The organism is Psychroserpens mesophilus, from assembly GCF_000826645.1.
In the GTDB taxonomy this organism is placed as follows: domain Bacteria; phylum Bacteroidota; class Bacteroidia; order Flavobacteriales; family Flavobacteriaceae; genus Psychroserpens; species Psychroserpens mesophilus.
In genome coordinates, this window is the sequence record NZ_JXJP01000008.1 from 448,193 (window position 1) to 469,541 (window position 21,349).

Below are 21,349 nucleotides of genomic sequence, written 5' to 3' on the forward strand. Positions count from 1 at the left end.
ATATAACTTATGCTTTCAAAACGAAAAAGAATCTATAAATCCCTCTCAGAATACTTTCAAATATTCTTAGGCATAGTGCTAGCCAGTATTGGCTTAAATGCCTTTTTACTCCCAAATGGCTTTATGGATGGAGGTGTCACAGGTGTAGCCCTACTTATTAAAGCTTTTGTAGATATCAGCCTGTCATACCTATTAGTACTATTTAGTATTCCTTTTTTAATCTTAGGATACTTCACGGTTTCTAAACGCATTATTTTAAAATCCATTTTGAGTATTTTAGGATTAGCACTATTTATACATTTTGAAAATTTTGAAACGATTACCGAAGACAAACTTCTCATATCCATATTTGGAGGTTTGTTCTTAGGTTCTGGGATTGGAATCGCAATAAGAAACGGTTCTGTATTAGATGGTTCAGAAATTTTAGGTGTATTTATTAATGATCGTTTTGGGATTAGTATTGGCAAGGTTATTTTAGTTTTTAACGTCATTCTTTTTGGTATTACAGCCTTTTTATTATCTGTAGAAGTTGCGCTCTATTCTATACTTACTTATATCGTTACAGCTAAAGTCACCGATTTAATTATTGAAGGCTTTGAAGATTTTATTGGTATCACCATTGTATCCAAAGAATATGAAACAATTAAACTTGCCATTTTAAAAGAACTTGGTGCAGGAATGACTATTTACAAAGGAAAAAAAGGATTTGGCAGCAGAGGTGAATTTCAAGATTTCGATATTATACATACGATTATTAATCGTATTGATATAAAAAAAATGTATAGAATCGTTGCAGATATAGATGAAGATGCGTTTATCGTTGAGTTTGATGTAAACAGCGTTAAAGGTGGCGTTTTACGTCGTTACCTAAACAAAAAGAAAGGAAAAAAATTAGCTGATTTTATTGAAGAACACAACTTATAATTACTTCATGTTTTTCAAATAATTTAAATACATCTGCTCTACCTTTTGACGTGCCCAAGGTGTTCTTCTTAAAAATTTTAAACTTGATTTCACAGAAGGATTATCGTTAAAACAACGAATATTGATCTGATGACCCATATATTCCCAACCATAATGCGCTTGTAAATCGGTTACAATTTGCTCTAGTTTTATGCCATGCAAAGGATTGTTCTTCTGAGTTTCCATTATAAATGTTCCACCAGTTTTTTAATCTTAACTGCTTTTTCAAAATGATTTAATTGTTGTATTTTAATCCACCAAGTGGCAGCTTCCATCAATAATTCTGGATTGTCATTTTTGTTTTTAAAAAAAGCATAAAATGAAATTCCAACAGATGTTCCTTTCTGAGCGATTTTAGTATCACAAACATGTAAGATTTTAGATTTTAAAACAGGAGTCATTCTAATGTCGTCTATCGTTACGCCTTGAAGTGTTGCTTTTATTTCGATTAGAGTTTTTTCTATTTTCACCTGAATTTTTAGTTCCAGATGTTCCAGACTTACGGGAATTTCGAGGTTGTTTGTTCTGACCAGGTCTAATGGGTTCTGTTGAAGCATTTGGATCTGGCTCAAAACCTTCCAAAATTTCTACTTCAATTTTTTGACCGATTAACTTTTCAATATCGCGTAAAAAAGTAGTTTCATCTGCACTCACTAAAGAGATTGCTTGTCCGTTTGCTCCAGCTCTTCCTGTTCTTCCAATACGATGTACATAATCTTCAGAAATATTAGGCAATTCAAAATTCACAACATGAGGCAACAATGGAATATCCAAACCACGAGCGGCAATATCTGTTGCAACCAATACTTTTACACTTCCATTTTTAAAACCAGCCAAAGCTTTAGTTCTTGCGCCTTGACTTTTATTACCATGAATAGCAGCAGCTGTAATTCCAGCGCTTATCATTTTTTTACAAAGTTTATTTGCGCCATGCTTTGTTCGAGTAAATACAAGAACCTGCTTCCAGTGACCATCAGAAATAAGCTTAATAATTAAATCTGTTTTCTTTCCTTTAGCAACGCGATACACTTTTTGAGAAATCGCTTCGACAGTCGTATTTTCAGGAGTTGCCTCTACCTGAACTGGATTATTTAAAATACCATTAGCCAGCTTTCTAATATCCTTTGAAAAAGTTGCAGAAAACATCAAATTCTGACGTTTTTCGGGCATCAATTTCATAATACGCTCAATATCTCTTAAAAAACCCATATCTAACATACGATCGGCTTCATCAAGCACAAAGATCTCAACCCGTTTAATTGATAAAAGGTTTTGGTTATGTAAATCTAATAATCGACCTGGTGTCGCAATTAGTACATCAACACCTTGTCGTAATCTAGCGACTTGCGGTTTTTGATTGACACCTCCAAATATTACCATACTGCTAATATTCAAAAACTCGCTGTAATCCTTCACACTTTCATGAACCTGTGCTGCAAGTTCACGTGTAGGTGTTAAGATTAATGCCCGAATAGGTCTGAATTTCTCCTTAGGATTTTCAGATAAATATTGCAAAATTGGCAAGGTAAAACCAGCTGTTTTCCCAGTTCCTGTTTGTGCAGAAGCCAATACATCGCGACCTTCTAATACTGGAGGAATTGCTTTTTGCTGAATTGGACTTGGAGTTTCGTATCCTTTTTTGCTAATTGCTTTTAACAAGGCATCAGATAAGCCTAAAGATTGAAATGACATAAATAATAATTGTAAGGCCAATAATTGGCATTTAAGATGAAGATATCTACATTATTTAAACATCATCTCTGTTATTTTAAGCAAATGTAATGCTAATTTATTCGATACCTAGATTTTAGTTGCTTTTAAACTCTTTTAACTTTATGAAAGGATTTGTTTTTCGATTTATAAATCCGTGAATGAGACTACTAACGATTAAAATTCCAGCAGCCATAAAAGCAATACTTTTAATAATAACTTCTCCGTTTTTATTAGCAATACCAATTGCAATTAGTGCCCAGGCACCAACCATAGCAAACTCTCGCATATTGCGATTCCAAGTGACTACCAGATTAACAAGCGTTGCAATAGCTATCATTATGATGGTCCAAGTTACCGAAGATAAGCCAAAACCATTCCAATCAATCTTCACCAAATACGCTGAAACATTTGCTATACTCGCAACAGTTACCCAACCACTGTAAATCACAAATGGCCACCATATAAAGGCAATGACTGAAATTGGAGCATCCCATAGTTCCATCTTGTTATTCCAAACTATTTTAAGTAACGATATTAGCAACAAAAAAATAAATATGCACGACAAACCGGTGTAACCATAAATCCAACTAAAAACCCAAGCAGAGTTAGCAATACACGACAAAACAAACCACCAACCCGTTTTGATTACAAATTCGTCATCTCTTACTTTCAGAAATAAACTTCTACCTTGATATACAGCAAACCCAAAGAGCATCAAATAGATTAATCCCCAAATTGCAAAAGCATATCCTGCTGGTGTAAATAAAGTTCTCAATCCACCAGACACTTCACCAATAGTCGTATTGTTTATAGTACCTGTATTTGATAAATAATTTATAAATACAGTAGCGACCAATGCTAATACATTAGAAATTTGAAGTATCTTTTTCATAAATAGCACATGTTAAAGCACTAAGCATTTACGCAAAGTATCTTCATAAATTTTTTCATATTGTGGAACAATGGCATGAATATCAAATCGCTTAGACGCTTCTTTAGCATTGGCTTTAAATTGAGATAATCGTTTAATATCACTTAAAATATGAATGGCATTTTTTGACATGTCTTCGATATCGTTGACTGGACTTAAATATCCTGAAACACCATTGGTATTTACTTCAGGAATTCCTCCTGTATCACTTGAAATTACTGGCACTCCAGATGCCATAGCCTCTAAAGCAGCCAGACCAAAACTCTCTGTTAATGATGGTAATAAAAACAAATCGCTAAAGCAAAGAATTTTATCTATTTCGTTACTATTTCCGAAGAATATTACTTTATCACTTATGCCTAATTCAGCACACAATTGTTCAGCAGGTTCTCGTTCAGGACCTTCACCAACCATCATTAATTTCGCTGGCATTTCCTTTTGAATGTTATTAAACACCTTAATCACATCAGGAATCTGTTTCACCTTTCTAAAATTGCTAATATGTGTAATAATTTTTTCCTCATCAGTGGCCATCATTCCGCGTTGACAATCAGTAAAATGATTTTCATGCTTACCTAGATCGATAAAGTTTGGAACCACATCGATGTCATTTCTAATATCAAACAAACGCAAGGTATCTTCTTTCAAACTCTGAGATACCGAAGTTACTGCGTCAGATTTATTAATACTGAATGTTACTGCTGTCTTATAAAATGGATGGCTTCCAACTAAGGTAATATCTGTTCCGTGAAGTGTGGTTACAATCGGGATATAAATACCTTCCTCCTGTAACATTTTTTTTGCCATATACGCAGCGTAGGCATGAGGTATTGCATAATGAACATGTAAAATTTCGATGTCGTGAAGTTTTACCATATCGACTAACTTGCTCGATAAAGCTAATTCATAAGGTTGGTATAAAAACAAAGCATATTCAGGAACAGTTACTTCGTGATAATGCACATTATTACTCAATAACTCCAATCGTACTGGTTGACTGTAGGTAATAAAATGAATTTCATGTCCGCGTTTTGATAATTCCAATCCTAATTCTGTGGCAACTACACCACTACCTCCAAATGTTGGGTAACATACAATTCCTATTCTCATTAAAATGGTTTTATAGATTAGGTCTTAATAATTTTCAGAACCTAACAACTAGTATTTATAAGATGTATGTAAATATAAAGATTAATACTGCTTAACGTGAAGTCTTTAACATTTTGAAAGGTATTTGAATACTATTACTCTATGATAGCGTCATAGATAGCCTCTTGAATATTTGTTCTGATATTCTCTCTTAGCAATAGATTTTTACCAGCTTTTGGATAGGTTCTGTTTGCAAGAAAAATATAAACAATTTCTTCTTCAGGATCTGCCCAAGCGTAAGTTCCTGTAAATCCAGAATGTCCAAAACTTGTCATAGATAAGCATCCACATGTTGGTCCTTCATCACCTAACTGAGGTTTATCAAAACCAATACCTCGTCTATTATCACTCTCACAATAGTAACAGGTATTAAACTTATCTAATGTTTCAGTTTTAAAATAACGTTTTCCACCATAATAACCTTTTTGTAAATACAGCTGCATAAGTTTAGCGACATCATTGGCATTACTAAAAATACCTGCATGTCCACCTACGCCATTTTGCATGGCTGCTCCCATATCATGAACATAACCTTGTATTTCTTGATAGCGATAATAATCATCAATTTCGGTAGGTATAATATTAATATTACTAAACTTAACTGAAGGGTTATAAGTGGTATAATTTGCACCTAACGATTGGTAAAAATGATCCTGAACCAATTCATCCAGACCTTTATTGTAATACTTCTCAATATATTTTTTCAAAATGTAATATGGCATATCACTATAGCGATAACGCAATCTGGATAACAGGTCACTGTCTTTAATTATTTTTTGAATAGAATCTGGATAATCTTGTCTCAGGTATAAATTTTCAGCGACTTTGATATTAAATTTAGAACTGAATTTGGTTCGGTAATATTTTGGGTCTGGTTTTTTTGTAACCGAATCTAAAGTGGCAACATAAAATGGTATCCATGGTTTTAGTCTCGCATAATGCGATAACATTTGTTTAATTGTCACGTTCTTTTTATTAGAAGACATATATTCCGGAAGCATTTTAGATAACTTCGTATCTAAAGACACAGCCCCTTTTTCCTCAAGTTCCATAACTAAAGGCAGTGTTGCCAATATTTTTGTTAATGAAGCCACATCATACACATCGTCAAACTTAACGTTCTGCTCTTTACTGTACGTATGATGACCAAAATTCTTGTTGTAAATCACTTTCCCTTTTCGTGCTATTAGCAGTTGAATGCCTGGTGTCATTTTATTATCTACAGCATATTGTGCAATTGAATCCACTCGCTTTAAAAGTTCTGAACTCATTCCAACGCGTTCAGGTAAACCATAACTTAGAGAATTAAGTGCATTGTAAGTAAAGCCATCATTAACCTTAAAGTATTCGCCAGTTGAAACAGGTAGTTTTGCTTTTACCGGAATCGCACCAAAAATAGCCTGCGCAGATTTTTGCTGAGCAATCTCACTATTTTGATAACTCATGACTATTCCTTCTATATTTTCTACTGTTTTCAAGTCGATAAGCGCATAAGGTCTTGTAAACACATCGAGAATTACTGTATTTGTTCGAGCAATTTCATAGAGCCAAACCAATTCTTTGTCTGTAAACTCATAATCTTTCCAAGGATTATCATTAGATCGATGCAACCCAATAATTACTGTATTATAATTTTGAAGTTTGGTAATCATTTCGTCTAGCTTTTCGGCTTCGATTCGATGTACCTTAGTATATTTTTTTAATTCGTTATAAAATGTTGAACCATCATCATCTCCAAACTGGACATAGGCAATTTTTTTGGTCTGAAGGTTACGCAATGGCAAGACTTCAGATTTATTTCTAACCAGAGTAATGGCATTTTCTAACAATTCTTCATAAAGCAAATCATCTTTAAGACGATTAAGGTCTTCAACCAAAGTTGATGTTCCAATTGGCATATAATTATGAAGTCCGACTTTATATTTTGCCATCAATATTTTCTTAACTGAATGTGACAAACGCTCTTCACTCATGACATCATTTGTGTAAGCAGTAACAAACTTTTGAATTGCTTGTTCCGGATTTACAGACATCAGCATTACATCATTTCCAGCTAAAAATGCCATTAAATCAATGTCACCATCTTTAGTCATATTAGTAGCGCTGTTTCCATCAATTCCCTTTTCGATATAATCAGCTACGCCTTTCATCTCTAAAGCATCAGTAAAAATTAACCCTTTAAACTGAAGTGAATCTTTCAAAATATCTGTTACAACGTGTTTTGACAAAGATGAAGGGAAACCGTTTCTAGGTTCTAAACCAGGCACATTTAAATGCGCCACCATAACACTACTCAATCCTTTTTTTATAAGTTTCTTGTAAGGATATAACTCGACAGAATCAATTCGCTTTTCATCAAAATTAATGGTAGGCAAGGTTTTATGCGAATCACTTTCGGTATCTCCATGACCAGGAAAATGTTTGGCGTTCGCCAATACACCAGCATCTTGCATTCCTTTCATGAATGCCAGAGCTTTTTCAGTAACGTTATCCCGATCTTCACCAAACGAACGGTTTCCGATAATTGGATTTTTCGGATTTGTATTGATATCTACAACCGGCGCAAAATTAAAATGAACACCAATACGTTTACATTGTTCACCAATATGATAGCCAGTTCTTTCAATAAGTGCATTATCACGAATGGCTCCAAGCGTCATATTCCATGGAAACGCATACGTAGAATCTAATCGCATACTTAAACCCCATTCTGCATCCATTCCAATTAATAATGGTGTTTTTGAAATAGCCTGATACAAATTATTGAGTTTAGCCTGTCGTACAGGACCTCCTTTTGAATAAATTAGTCCTCCAATATGATTATCTCTTATAAGGTTAACTATTTTATTTTCGGTAGCTTTATCCTGATTAGAAAATACTTGAACCATAAATAGTTGCCCGATTTTTTCTTCTAAGGACATTGTGTTATAAAGACTATCAACCCATTTTTTTTGAGCTTGAATATCTTTAGCAGCCAAAGGATGGTCTGCATCTTGAGAGATAACAGTATTTGAAAAAACAATAAAGGTGATGAGGGACAATATATATCGCATAAATCTTTTCTACATTTTAAGTCTAATACACATAACTAAAAACTATGCCAAAATAGTATTTTTAAGAGGAAGAATAAAGACTTTAAGATAGATTTATAAAGAAGGTTGTAAACAAAGTGGTGGTGAATACTATTCGATTAAATCGATATGTCTATCGTGATAACCTAATAAATATAGCACTCCATCCAGCCCAATACTGGATATAGAACTTTGAGCATTATCCTTTACCGTAGGCTTGGCATGAAAGGCTATACCCAAACCAGCTAGATTTAGCATTGGCAAATCGTTTGCGCCATCACCTACGGCAATGGTCTGACTAATATCGATGCCCTCTTTTATGGCAATTTCTTTAAGATATTCTGCTTTTTTATTGCCATCAACTATGTCTCCCAAATAGCCACCAGTTAAAACACCATCTTTGATTTCTAACTGATTGGCATAAACATAGTCCATACCTAATTCTTTTTTAAGATACTCACCAAAATAAGTGAATCCTCCAGAAAGAATAGCCGTTTTAAATCCGTAACTTCTTAAGGTATCAATTAATCGTTTAGCACCTTTAGTAATTGGCAAATTAACAGCAACATCATGAAGCACCTCTTCACTTAAGCCTTTAAGCAGTTTCATTCGTTTAATAAAACTCTCATTAAAATCTATTTCTCCTTGCATGGCAGATTCTGTAATGGCCTTTACTTCTGGTCCAACTCCAGCAAGTTCTGCTAACTTATCAATAACTTCAGTTTGAATGAGAGTAGAATCCATATCAAAACAAACTAGACGTCTATTTCTTCTGTAAATATTGTCTTCCTGAAAAGCAATATCAACATCTAACTCTTTTGAAATTTGCATAAATTTTTCAGTAAAATCGGCTTTACAATCAATTTTTCCTCTAATAGATAATTGAATAGATGCTCGAGGATACTCTTCTTCTTTAACCAGAGAAGTTCTACCTGTTAATCGCTTGATAGCGTCAATATTTAAGTTTTTATCTGAAATCACTTTTGTGACTCGAGAGATTTGTTCAGCAGATAATTTTTCTCCTAAAATGGTGATGATGTAACGATCTTTACCTTGCAATTGAACCCATTTCTCATAGTCTTCCAGAGAAATCGGTGTAAATTTAGCAGTAACGTCGAGCTCATAGGTTTTAAATAGCAGGTCTTTTAACACTGCATCTGAATCATGGCCTACACCAATTTCAAATAAAAAACCTAAAGACAAGGTATCGTGAATATTAGCTTGCCCTATATCTAAGACTTTAGCTCCATATTGGGACAAGACACTTGTTAAGCTAGAGGTTAATCCAGGTTTATCTTGTCCGGATATGTTCATCAGAAAAATATCTTTGGTCATATTAAATTGTATCTTAATTTATTTTAAGAATCTACTATGCCAGCTCTCACTAGCAGGAACTTCCCAATTTTCATTAAATTCTGCAATATTGTTGACCATATTATTAAAGACTATCGTGTTTTTTGAAACCGCTTTATCTTTTGCCATTTTTTTAAAATCTAGGAGCGTTTTGTAAGCAATGTAATCGCCTTGTTTGTAAGACACATTCATCTTATCCATAAGATCTACATTGTATTCCTTTTCTAATTGCTGAATAAAATGCACCGAAGCATCTATGCTGCAACCCGTTGCTTTATTTAAATTCTGATTTAAAGCAATAATTATAAAGCGTTTGTATTTAATTGTAAATCCGGATTGTAAATCACTTCCATGAGCAGTCCAGTTTTCAATAAAGGTTTTCAGTTTGTCTTCAATTTCAGAAATTTCCTGATCTGAAAATGAACGGTTAGCTTGATAAATCCAAATTCTAGATTCTTCAGGTAATGTGTTGAAATCAACTAACATAGTATGTTGTTATTTTTGATGTTTTTTAAAATTTCTGTAGGTTAGAAAACCATACATAATTGTAGCAAAAACGTAGTAAAATAATAGTCTCTGCCAAGAGAATCCTCGTCCTAAAAAGTAGTCTATAATAAGAACGATAGCGCAAAAAATGAGACCTCCAACTAAAGCTGCTATAATAACACGTTTTTTATTTACACCTGCCATTAGTTTATAAATCTTGAGCGTTGGCAATTAACTCAGCAATATCCATGACTGCAATCTCACCTTCTTTTTCTTTATTTTTAACACCATCGGTCATCATGGTATTGCAAAAAGGGCAACCAGCAGCAATAATTTCTGGTTTGGTTTCTAGAGCTTGTTCTGTTCTTTCAATGTTGACTTCTTTATTTCCAGGTTCAGCATCTTTAAACATCTGCGCTCCTCCTGCTCCACAACACAACCCTCTGGATTTACAGGATTTCATTTCGACTAATTCGGCATCTAATTTTCTGATTAATTCACGAGGTGCTTCGTAAACATTATTAGCTCGACCTAAATAACATGGATCATGAAATGTAATACGTTTACCTTTAAATTGTCCACCTTCAATGGTTAATCTACCATCATTGAGTAAGTCTTTTAAAAATTGTGTATGGTGCACAACCTTATAATTTCCACCAAGTCCAGGATATTCATTTTTAATGGTATTGAAGCAGTGCGGACAAGCAGTCACAATTGATTTTACTTCATATGCGTTTAGCACTTCAATGTTAGTTACTGCTTGCATTTGAAATAAAAACTCATTACCTGCTCGTTTAGCTGGATCACCAGTACAACTTTCTTCGGTACCCAAAACTGCAAATTCAACATTTGCTTTGTTTAATAATCTTACGAACGCTTTGGTAATTTTTTTAGCTCTATCGTCAAAACTTCCTGCACATCCAACCCAGAATAACACTTCTGGTTGTTTACCAGCTGCCATAAATTCTGCCATGGTTGGCACTTTTAATACTTCGCTCATTCTTATAAGTTCTAAAGTTGCGTTAGGGATTGTAGCGACATCCTTTTTGCCATTAAAAGCAAAAAGATATAGCGGAAAGCCCGACCCTCTGAAGCTTTTTTAAGCGAAAGAGGGTAACGCCCAAATTATTTATTTATTCATTTTTCCAATTCAAACGATCCATTTGGTTGTAAGGCCAAGGTGCTCCATTGTTTTCGATATTGGTCATCATATTATTGAGTTCCATTGGTGCAGCACTTTGCTCCATTACCAAATACTGACGCATTTGCATGATGATATTTAAAGGATCTATACTTACAGGACACGCTTCAACACAAGCATTACAACTTGTGCAAGCCCATAATTCTTCATTAGTAATATAGTCCCCTAATAATTGCTTTCCATCCTCTTTAAACTCGCCTTTGTTAGCATCAATATTTTTACCAACTTCTTCCAAGCGATCACGAGTATCCATCATGATTTTTCGAGGCGATAATTTTTTACCTGTTTGATTTGCAGGACACTCACTCGTGCATCGACCACATTCAGTGCACGTATAGGCATTCAATAAATTTACCCAACTTAAATCTTGAACATCACTAGCTCCAAATTTTGCAGGCATTGCAGCATCTTCGCCTTCTGGAGGTGCAGCAAACGGATCGACATTGGGATCCATCATCATTTTCACTTCTTTAGTAACCGCTTCTAAATTGTCAAACTGACCTTTAGGTGTTAGTTTTCCGTAATATGTATTCGGAAATGCCAGTAAAATATGTAGATGTTTTGAAAAATAGAGATAATTCAAAAACACTAAGATTCCAATAATATGCAGCCACCATGCAGATCGTTCAATAAGATGAATTGTACCTTCAGAAAAACCATGAAACCAAGGTGCGATAAACTGGCTAATAACATTTCCTGAATTTAAAGCCTGAAACTCAAGATCTGTTGCATTCATGATTAAAAACAAACACATTAGAACCACTTCAAAATACAGAATGATATTACCATCACTTTTTGGCCAACCTTTCATTTCAGCACTTAAAAAGCGTTTCAACTTAATCACATTTCGACGTAACCAAAATACGACTACAGCAATTAAAACAAGGACTGCTAACACTTCAAAAGAACCTATTAAAAAACCATAGACTGCATTAGGAAGAATATGCAATCCGATGCGATGCGTCCCGATTAAACCATCAATAATAATTTCAAGAACTTCAATATTGATAATTACGAAGCCAACATAAACTATTACATGCAGGAATCCAGCAATTGGGCGCTTAACCATTTTACTTTGCCCAAGAGCAATCATGCTCATATTTTTCCAGCGTTGTGGCTTGTCGTCTGAAACATCAAGATCACGACCTAATTTAATGTTTCTAAAGAGTTTTTTTACGTTTCTTGAAAAGTAACCAATACCAATGATAAGAATTACGGCAAATATTATGTTTGGTACATATTCCATATTGAAATCTAATTATTAAGTTCTTCTTCTGTTGGTGGTTCGTATGGAATTTCTTTTTTAGACAAGATACGTCTGTAGCGTGCAGGATGCAACTTGATATCTCTTATTAATTCTTCCATCTCTTTAGATGCTGCCTCTAAATTATCATATAAACCTTCTTCTTTTAAGAGTTTGCCAATACTGCCTTCACCATTATTTATGCTCGACATAATAGCATCAAAGTTTTTTATAGCAGACTGCAAATCTTTCATAGTTGCAGCAAAGTTAGCATTTGATAAAGAATCTGAGAGTTTGGCAAAATTCTCAGATGTGGTTTCAAAGTTAGAAACTGTCGCTGTTAAACTTTCTTTATTTGTATCAACTAGTCTATTCAAAGACATAGATGTTTGTTTAAAAGATTTGATGGTTGCATTTAATTCAGCAATACCTTCTTTAATATTTCCTTTAGTGTCAGTATCGAGAACGTCATTTAAATTGGTAAGTAGAGCATCAGTATTTTCCATTACAGCTTCAATTTTCTCTTGTAAAGGAGTTAAACGCTGATTAACAAGCTCAGTGAGACCAGCCTTAACCGTAGTATCAAGATAACTCCCAGTTTTGGCATTTTCTGCATTATCAAACGCAGGAATTATGGCTACTGCTTTTCCTCCAATTAATCCTAAATCATACAATTCAGCTTTGCTATTTTTCGAAAATTGGAAACTGTTATCGATCAATAAAGTTACCAATAATTGCCCTGAGCCATCACCTTTGAAAGTAATATCTTTCACTTTACCAACATTCATTCCATTGATAGTGACAGGAGTTGAAGGAGCCAGACCCTCTACGTTATCATAAAGTGCATAATACGTTCTTGAGGAATCTAAAATGTTTTCACCTTTGAGATAATTGAATAAGAAAATGAATAATAGAATGCCAGATATGACTAATACTGCTGTTTTTACTTCTCTTGAAATTTTCAATGCGTCTTATATTTGGTTATAACAAACTTAGCAATAAATATATAAAGAATGTTTCTAATTTGAGCTTGTTTTTAGTGCCTCTGACAGTTTAATCTGCTTATCATCTTGAAAGGCAACAACAAAACTACTCGTGTATCCCTTTTGCTTTGCAATAGCCTCTAACCGTCTAATTTCATTATAATCAGACGTATTTCCAAAATAATATTTATACAAATCACCAACTTTTTCTTTTGAAATATCTGTAAGCCCTTTAAAGTTGTAAGATTTTGGTTCTAAATCTCTTGAGCTTGCTGCTATCTGAACTTTAAATACAATGTCATCAAAAATCAAAGTCTCGTCACCTGGCATAGTAGTCATAACCGGATTAGTTTCTTCGTAAATTGTGTCACTGACGTTTTGTTGCACACTGTTTTTGTATTCAACGATAGCATCTTTAATAGCAATTGCCAACTCTTTTTGTCCTTTTTTAGAATTTAAGTATCTCCCCTCTTGTGTATTTGTTATAAAACCTGTTTCTACCAACACACTTGGCATCACAGTTTGATGCAATACAATAAAACCTGCTTGTTTTACACCTCTATTCTTGCGTTTTAATTTATTGGTGAACTGATTTTGAATATTTGAAGCCAACTGAATACTCTGGTCAAGGTATTCTTCCTGCATTAATGTTAAACCAATATAGGATTCTGGCGAATTAGGATCAAACTCACCATAGTTTTTCTTATAATCCTTTTCTAAAAATATAACTTCGTTTTCAGCTTTAGCCACATTAAAATTAGTTTCATTTCTATGCAATCCTAACACATAAGTTTCAGAGCCATATGCTTGTGAAGTATGAGCATTACAATGTACAGACACAAATAAGTTAGCGTTGGCTTTATTTGCAATTTTCCCTCTGACAAATAAATCGACAAATACATCTGTTTTTCTCGTGTAAACCACTTCAATGTCAGGATTTTTTTCAAGTTCCTTACCTATAGCTAAAACGATACTTAAAGCAATATCTTTTTCTTTATACCCATGTTTTGAGGGTTTCCCAGGATCTTTTCCACCATGTCCTGCATCAAGAACTACAACAAACTTTTCTTTGTTCTTGGTAATATTAGTTGCAGATGTTAAAAAACATGTAAATATTAAGGCAATGGATACGATTATATAATGTAAGTTCGTTTTCATATTTGTACTAACGGTTAATACTTTCGGTTTATTTTAAAATTCCCAGTTTACACGTGTTACGACTGAGTTTCAGGACTTTTTATAATTTGCTCAAATTATAAACTAATCATAAAAAATATATGTAATTTTGGCAATTCAAAAACCGAGCCATACTTTAGCAAAAATACATTTAAAAGCATTGCATACAAAAAGCTTTCATATACTTTTTACCTTAAGTTTTACCGTGTTTATCAACATGTTTTGCTTTGCACAAGAATTGCCAAAACCCAAAGATCCAATTAAGCCAAAACCTATTACAGATTCAACTGTAGTAAAAACAGATTCTCTTTTAGGCTTACCAATGCCTTTTAAGGAAATTGACAGTACACGCAAAGATTCGGTAGCTCCAAAAAAAGAATTTCTTACAGACATCGTAAAGTATAAAGCAAAAGATTATGTATCCTTAAACCAACGCTTGCAACAAACTACACTTTACAACGAAGCTGAAGTAAAATATGGTGATATGACCATTACCTCTGGCATCATTATCATAGATCACAATAAAGATCTGGTGTATGCTGGAAGACTAAAAGACTCTGCTGGAGTTTACTCACAATCTCCTGTTTTTACGCAAGGTTCAAATGTTGTTGAACCCGATTCTATTATCTTTAATACTGTCACAAAAAAAGCCCTGATTTACAATTCTAGAACCGAACAAAGTGGTGGTACTATTATTTCTGAAATCACAAAAAAAGAAAACGATTCTGTATACTTTGTCAAAAACGCTAAATACACAACTTCTGAAAACTTAGATGATCCTGAATACTATTTCTTAATGCGAAGAGCTAAGATTGTTCCAGGAAAAAAAGTAGTAACTGGCCTCACAAACATGTTTATCTATGATGTACCAACTCCAATTGGTTTACCGTTTGCTTATTTCCCGATGACAGACAAGCACACTTCAGGTGTTATTTTTCCGTCTTTTGGTGAAGATAATGGTAATGACAGAGGTTACTTTTTACAAAACGGAGGCTACTATTTTGCTATTAGTGATTATATCGATTTAGCTGTACTTGGTGATTATTACACCAATGGGAGTTACGGATTACGTTTTGAAACGAACTACGCTAATCGATACAGATATAATGGAAATTTAAGTATAAGATATGAAAATCTAATCAATAGTGAAAGAGGATTTCCAGATTTTTCAAAAGCAACTATTTACAATATTCGATGGTCGCACAGTCAAGATGCCAAATCAAATCCCAGTTCAAGATTTTCGGCAGCTGTTAACTTAGGAAGTAGTACGTATTTCAGACAATCTATAAATCAATTAAACCTTTCAAATTCTCAAAATAACACGTTAGCTTCCTCTGTTTCGTATTCAAAAACGTTTCAAGGTGAACCTCAAGCTAACATGAGCATTACTGCGACGCATTCACAAAACACTAATACCGAAGTCATCAACATGACTTTACCAACTTTTCAAGGGAGTGTGAGTCGTGTGTTTCCTTTTGCGCCAAAAGTAGGTTCAAAAAAAGGTGCTATTCAAAACATTAACTTTCAGTATAATGTACGAGCAGAAAACAGAATTCAAACCACAGACTCCTTATTTTTCAAAAAAGAAATGTTTGATACTGCTAAAATAGGAGCCTTACACTCTATTCCTATATCGACCAACTTCAAAGTATTTAAATATTTTAGTATGAGTACCAGTGTTAATTTTGAAGAAAACTGGACGTATAACACGATAAGAAAATATCAAGATGAAGAAGGAGATATTATAACTGAAGACCTGACAGGTTTTGATCGTTTTTATACGTATAATTTTAGTACGAGTATAGGAACTACGGTCTATGGCTTATTTAATTTTAAAAAGGAAGGAAAGGATCCAAAAATTCAAGCCATTAGACATGTGATCAGACCATCTATTAGTTATAATATTAATCCGGCTTTTGATCAATATTACGATTCATTTGAAGTGATCGATGCTGATGGAACAACAAAAGAAGAATACACGCGTTTTCAAGGTTCCATTTTTGGCGCTCCAAATCAGAATTTTTCTAGCGCTTTAGGCTTTTCTGTTGGTAATAACTTTGAAGCAAAAGTAAGAGACAAAGACAGTACTGCTACTGAGCCTAAAAAAGTGATATTACTGAACAACTTAAACTTTCAGACCTCCTATAATTTTGCAGCAGATTCGTTGCGATGGAGTCCTTTAAGAGTTAGTGGTGGAACCTCAATTTTAAATGACAAAATGAGTATCAATTTTGGTGCAACGCTAGATCCATATGCACTAGATAACAATAATCGAAGAATTAACCAGTACAATATTGACAATGGTGGAAGTCTGTTTAGATTAACAACCGCCAATTTGAATATGAGTTATTCTCTTTCAAGTAAATCATTTGATGGTTCTGGCAATCAAGAAAATGATCCTGCCATACAGGAATCGATTAGAAGTGGTGGTCGTGCTGACGACTTGTTTGGAAGACCAGAAGATTTTGCAGACCGACGGCTTACAGATGACGATAAAGACGAAGACAAAGATAAAGCCTTATCAGAACTATATAATTATAAAATTCCTTGGAGTTTGCGCTTAGCTTATGCAGTAAATTATTCAAATAATACGAGACAAAATGAAATCTCATCACATTCACTGATGTTTTCTGGCGATGTCGAGTTATCACCTAGATGGACGGTTGGCGCCTCATCTGGTTATGATTTCAAAAATCAAGGATTTACACTAACACAATTCAGATTTGAACGCGATTTATTATCCTGGCGTCTGAATTTTAGTTGGGTGCCTTTTGGAACCTATAATTCATGGAATTTCTTCGTAGGAATTAAATCCAGTCTGTTGAAAGATCTTAAGTACGATAAACGAAGACAAAGAGACCAACAGCTTTAGGGTTTTCTAAATGGAAGTATTTATTGAGAATTAGGAAGTCATAACTTCTCCATACAAATCAAAGTCTTCTGCTTCAATCACTTTTATAGTTGTAAATTCTCCAGTTTTTAAATAGGTGTTAGATGCATCAATTAGAACTTCATTGTCAACATCAGGCGAATCATATTCGGTTCGACCAACAAAATAGTTACCTTCTTTTCTATCAATTACCACCTTAAATTCTTGTCCGATTTTAGACTGATTCAATTCCCATGAAATTTGAGACTGAATTTCCATAATCTGATTTGCTCTATCGATTTTCACCTCTTCAGGCACATCATCTTCCAGATTATAAGCATGTGTATTTTCTTCATGAGAGTAGGTAAAACATCCTAAACGCTCAAAACGCATCTCTTTAACCCAATCTCTAAGGGTTTCAAAATCTTCTTCAGTTTCACCTGGATAACCGACAATTAAAGTCGTTCTGATGGTCATTTCCGGAACTTTAGCTCTAAACTCTTGTAGCAGTTTAGTGGTCTTTTCTTTCGTAGTACCTCGACGCATGCTCTTTAATATTGAATCACTAATATGTTGTAAAGGTATATCTAAATAATTACAAACTTTAGGCTCACGATTCATGACTTCTAACACATCCATCGGAAAACCAGTTGGAAATGCATAATGCAAACGAATCCATTCAATACCTTCTACTTTTACCAAATGTTCAAGTAATTCAGCCAAATTTCGCTTCTTATAAAGATCCAAACCATAATAGGTTAAATCCTGAGCAATTAAAATAAGTTCTTTAACACCATTAGCTGCTAATTTTTCAGCCTCAATAACAATGTCTTCAATAGGTGTGCTTTTATGCTTTCCTCGCATCAAAGGGATTGCGCAAAAACTGCAAGGTCTGTCACAACCTTCAGCAATTTTCAAATAGGCATAATTTTTAGGTGTAGTTGTTAATCGCTCACCTATTAATTCGTGCTTATAATCTGCACCTAAAGCCTTTAATAACTGAGGCAATTCAGTTGTACCAAAATACTGATCTACATTAGGGATTTCTTTCTGTAAATCTGGTTTATAGCGTTCACTCAAGCATCCTGTCACAAAGACTTTATCAACTTCACCAGCTTCCTTTTTTTGCATAAATTCTAGAATAGTATTTACGCTTTCCTCTTTGGCATTATTGATAAAGCCACAAGTATTAATTACAACAACATTCCCTTCTTCCTCATGAACAACATCTTTACCACTGGCTTTTAGTTGCCCCATCAACACTTCACTATCGTACACATTTTTGCTACAGCCAAGTGTGACAACATTGATTCTATTTTTCTTAAGTGATTTCGTTCTCATAATTAAATTTCAGTGGGCAAAGATACGCAATGATTTGTGATATATTTGCTACAAATGAATTAAACCTTCTGAAATAGGAATGGTCTAAGATTAAATTGAAGTTATGAATCGTTTATATATTTTAACTAATCTGTTTTGCTGCTTACTACTTGTTAATTGCTCTTCAAATGATAGCTCTGATATGGAAACTCCAATAGACCAAACTCCTGAAGTTGAGGCTATTTATTTTCCACCTACTGACGGAAGTGAGACTTGGGAAACCAAATCTGCTTCAGAATTGGAGTGGAATTCAACTCAATTACAACCACTTTTAGATTTTCTTGAAGAGAAAAACACCAAAGGTTTCATCATTCTTCATAACGGAAAAATCGTTGTTGAGTCTTATATGAATAATCATACTGCAACATTGCCATGGTATTGGGCAAGTGCAGGAAAAACCTTAACAACTGCCGTTACGGGAATAGCCCAAGATGAAGGCTTATTATCTATTAATGACAAAGTATCAGATTATATAGGAATTGGCTGGACGAGCAATCCATTAGAAAAAGAAAATTTAATTACCTGTAAAAACTTACTATCGATGACTTCAGGATTAGATGATACTTTAGGTGATGGTATTTCTCCCGAAGATTTACAATACATTGCAGATGCAGGCAATCGCTGGGCTTATCATGGTGTGTTTTTAAAATTACAGGATGTTATTTCAGCAGCAAGCAATCAAACTTGGAACACTTATTTTAATACGAGTTTGAAAGATAAAATAGGCATGTCTGGTTTATGGATTCCTTTTGAAAACACAAATGTCTATTGGAGCAACACAAGAAGTATGGCGCGCTTTGGATTACTTACTTATGCAAATGGTAAATGGAATGACACTCAAATTGTTTCTGAGAATTTTGTAAATGAAGCTGTCAATACATCACAATCAATAAATCAAGCTTACGGCTATTTATGGTGGCTTAACGGAAAATCGTCTTATCATTTACCTCAGTCGCAGTTTGAATTTTCAGGAACTTTAATTCCGAATGCACCAAGTGACATGTATTGCGCTTTAGGAAGAGATGATCAAAAAATTTACATCGTTCCAAGTAAAAAACTGGTGATTGTAAGAATGGGAGAAGCAGCAGATGATACCAACTTTGCCTTATCAAACTTTGATAATGAATTATGGCTGAAAATAAATGCTTTTATAAATTAATCATAGTTTTTTGGTGCAAGTCGCATCTTTGACGCTTGTTCATACACATAAGCCCATTGTAACAAAGCACTTTCTGTTAAAGGTTTTGAAATAAATGTCAAACCTCTAGGAACTCCTGCTTCAGTGTAACCCATTGGAACTGTAAGCGCAGGATATTCTGCAACTGCAGCTTCAGCAGCATGAAAATTATTAACTGATAATATGCCATCTAGATTCTGACGGTCCATAGGAACGTCAAAAAATTGCTTTCCGTTGGTCTTTAATGTGTTTTTTATGGCATCAAACTCTTCTTTTGTACTGTTATCTTTTGAAACACCTTCAAATAATTTTTGACCATAAGGCATGGCTTTTTCCGAGTTTTTTGAATTGAAGTCCATGACATCTTCAATGGTGCTGTAAGTAAGATCTTTATTGGCTGATGTTTTAAAATAGGTCGCTAAATCTGCTTTCATATCTAAATTAAGCAATCTTAAAAAGTCTGGCAAATCAATTTTTTCTTCGGAAATTTCTACAATTTCAGCACCTTGTTCTTTAAGAACATTTATCGCATCGACATACAATTCATCATCCATCAATTCTTTAAATGCTCCAAAGCGTTTTCCTTCTAAACTTGCATCTGAAAGTTCGTTGAAGTAAGACACCGACTTAGGATTTACCGATTTAAAATCATCTTTATCAAGTCCTTTCATTGCATCTAACATGATGGCGCTATCTGTGACATTTTTTGTAATTGGTCCTGGTGTATCTAAGGTTGAAGAAATTGGAATGATTCCGGTTCTACTAAGCAAACCAACAGTAGGTTTTAAACCTACAGCAGAATTCTGACTTGCTGGAGACAAGATTGAACCTGCTGTCTCACTACCTACAGCAGCAGCACAAAAGTTTGCAGCTACTGCTACTCCACTTCCAGAACTTGAACCTCCAGTATCGATGGTTCGTCTTCCATATGGGTTTAATGTTTGTCCACCAACAGCACTATAACCACTTGGACATTCACCACAGAAAAAATAAGCCCACTCGCTAAGATTTGCTTTTCCTAGAATTAATGCACCTGATTCCTTGAGTCGTTTTGTAACAAATGCATCTTCAGTCGTATTGTTTTTTAAGGCTAGAGCTCCAGCTGTTGTAGGCATTTCAGTGGTATTGATATTATCTTTTAATAACACTGGCATTCCAAAAATAGGATGCTTCAATTTTTTATTTAACAGCTCGCGATCCTTTTGCATAGCTTCTTCAATAACATTTGGATTTAAAGAAATTACAGCATTTAACGACAAATCGTTTTCTCTGTCAAATGTTTTAATACGAAATAAATAGAATTTAACAAGCACTTCATAACTTAGTTTGCCTTCAGAAATTTGCTTTTGAAGCGTAGGAATATCTTGGTCCAAAATTAGAGATTTGAGCGCCTCGTACTTTTCTTCAGAAAAATCGGCCAGTTGCTTTTCTAAAGATTTCCAGATTTGTTCATTAGCTATAATTTCAGAATCTAAGATTTTAAAATCTCTAAAATCTTTAGTGGAAATAGCACTAATGCCGGAAGAAGATTCAACGTCTGTCTCTAGGTTTTTAGAATCTTTCTTGCAAGATAATAGAACAAAAAATAGGCAAAGGCTTAAAAAATATCTCATCGTTTCTTTTTTATAAAAATACGAAATACACATGAAACACA

At 34.1% G+C, this 21,349-nt stretch carries 17 protein-coding genes; 3 read left to right on the top strand and 14 right to left on the bottom strand.

Translation table 11 applies throughout. From position 1 onward, the window contains the following. Nucleotides 1–9: 9 nt before the first annotated feature. Complete coding sequence (locus TD18_RS09390) at nucleotides 10–924, top strand: YitT family protein (protein WP_040251626.1); 915 nt, start codon at nucleotides 10–12, stop codon at nucleotides 922–924. On the opposite strand, the gene TD18_RS09395 is transcribed toward TD18_RS09390, so the two are convergent. The 12 genes from TD18_RS09395 to TD18_RS09455 all read right to left on the bottom strand — a co-directional run bounded on the left by TD18_RS09395 (nucleotide 925) and on the right by TD18_RS09455 (nucleotide 14,251). After that, nucleotides 925–1,149: a VF530 family protein gene (locus TD18_RS09395; protein WP_040251629.1), complete on the bottom strand. Its 225-nt coding sequence runs from the start codon at nucleotides 1,147–1,149 to the stop codon at nucleotides 925–927. Beyond that, nucleotides 1,149–1,433: a DUF6500 family protein gene (locus TD18_RS09400; protein WP_241480662.1), complete on the bottom strand. Its 285-nt coding sequence runs from the start codon at nucleotides 1,431–1,433 to the stop codon at nucleotides 1,149–1,151. Before TD18_RS09400 ends, TD18_RS09395 begins: the two co-directional genes overlap by 1 nt. Next, nucleotides 1,366–2,655, bottom strand: a complete 1,290-nt coding sequence (locus tag TD18_RS09405) for a DEAD/DEAH box helicase (protein ID WP_040252006.1) — start codon at nucleotides 2,653–2,655, stop codon at nucleotides 1,366–1,368. Before TD18_RS09405 ends, TD18_RS09400 begins: the two co-directional genes overlap by 68 nt. 115 nt (nucleotides 2,656–2,770) lie before the next feature. After that, nucleotides 2,771–3,568 carry a hypothetical protein gene (locus TD18_RS09410; protein WP_040251634.1) on the bottom strand — a complete coding sequence of 266 codons (798 nt, stop codon included), beginning with the start codon at nucleotides 3,566–3,568 and terminating at the stop codon, nucleotides 2,771–2,773. A 12-nt stretch (nucleotides 3,569–3,580) separates the two neighbouring features. Continuing rightward, on the bottom strand, nucleotides 3,581–4,717 hold the full coding sequence (bshA, locus tag TD18_RS09415) for an N-acetyl-alpha-D-glucosaminyl L-malate synthase BshA (protein ID WP_040251637.1): 1,137 nt from the start codon (nucleotides 4,715–4,717) through the stop codon (nucleotides 3,581–3,583). A gap of 134 nt (nucleotides 4,718–4,851) precedes the next feature. Further along, nucleotides 4,852–7,809, bottom strand: a complete 2,958-nt coding sequence (locus TD18_RS09420) for a glycoside hydrolase family 3 N-terminal domain-containing protein (protein ID WP_040251640.1) — start codon at nucleotides 7,807–7,809, stop codon at nucleotides 4,852–4,854. 129 nt (nucleotides 7,810–7,938) lie between these two features. Beyond that, a complete protein-coding gene (gene serB / locus TD18_RS09425; RefSeq protein ID WP_040251642.1) occupies nucleotides 7,939–9,162 on the bottom strand; it encodes a phosphoserine phosphatase SerB in 1,224 nt (407 codons plus the stop codon). 18 nt (nucleotides 9,163–9,180) lie between these two features. Continuing rightward, entirely contained in the window at nucleotides 9,181–9,666 is a 486-nt protein-coding gene (locus tag TD18_RS09430) for a hypothetical protein (protein ID WP_040251645.1), read from the bottom strand. Between the two features lie 208 nt (nucleotides 9,667–9,874). Next, complete coding sequence (locus TD18_RS09440; protein WP_040251652.1) at nucleotides 9,875–10,666, bottom strand: (Fe-S)-binding protein; 792 nt, start codon at nucleotides 10,664–10,666, stop codon at nucleotides 9,875–9,877. Nucleotides 10,667–10,799: 133 nt separating this feature from the next. Further along, a complete protein-coding gene (locus TD18_RS09445) occupies nucleotides 10,800–12,113 on the bottom strand; it encodes a 4Fe-4S dicluster domain-containing protein (protein WP_040251655.1) in 1,314 nt (437 codons plus the stop codon). A gap of 8 nt (nucleotides 12,114–12,121) precedes the next feature. Continuing rightward, nucleotides 12,122–13,075 carry an MlaD family protein gene (locus TD18_RS09450; protein WP_040251658.1) on the bottom strand — a complete coding sequence of 318 codons (954 nt, stop codon included), beginning with the start codon at nucleotides 13,073–13,075 and terminating at the stop codon, nucleotides 12,122–12,124. Between the two features lie 54 nt (nucleotides 13,076–13,129). Then, nucleotides 13,130–14,251, bottom strand: coding sequence for an N-acetylmuramoyl-L-alanine amidase family protein (locus TD18_RS09455; RefSeq protein ID WP_040251661.1), 1,122 nt, complete (start codon nucleotides 14,249–14,251; stop codon nucleotides 13,130–13,132). A 127-nt stretch (nucleotides 14,252–14,378) separates the two neighbouring features. Between TD18_RS09455 and TD18_RS09460 the strand changes: the two genes are divergently transcribed. Continuing rightward, nucleotides 14,379–17,141, top strand: coding sequence for a putative LPS assembly protein LptD (locus TD18_RS09460; RefSeq protein ID WP_040251664.1), 2,763 nt, complete (start codon nucleotides 14,379–14,381; stop codon nucleotides 17,139–17,141). A gap of 30 nt (nucleotides 17,142–17,171) precedes the next feature. On the opposite strand, the gene rimO is transcribed toward TD18_RS09460, so the two are convergent. After that, a complete protein-coding gene (gene rimO, locus TD18_RS09465; protein ID WP_040251667.1) occupies nucleotides 17,172–18,479 on the bottom strand; it encodes a 30S ribosomal protein S12 methylthiotransferase RimO in 1,308 nt (435 codons plus the stop codon). Between the two features lie 181 nt (nucleotides 18,480–18,660). Between rimO and TD18_RS09470 the strand changes: the two genes are divergently transcribed. Beyond that, complete coding sequence (locus TD18_RS09470; RefSeq protein WP_241480663.1) at nucleotides 18,661–19,677, top strand: serine hydrolase domain-containing protein; 1,017 nt, start codon at nucleotides 18,661–18,663, stop codon at nucleotides 19,675–19,677. On the opposite strand, the gene TD18_RS09475 is transcribed toward TD18_RS09470, so the two are convergent. Further along, nucleotides 19,674–21,308, bottom strand: a complete 1,635-nt coding sequence (locus TD18_RS09475; RefSeq protein ID WP_040251672.1) for an amidase family protein — start codon at nucleotides 21,306–21,308, stop codon at nucleotides 19,674–19,676. The two genes, TD18_RS09470 and TD18_RS09475, sit on opposite strands and share 4 nt — an antisense overlap. Nucleotides 21,309–21,349: the final 41 nt, after the last annotated feature.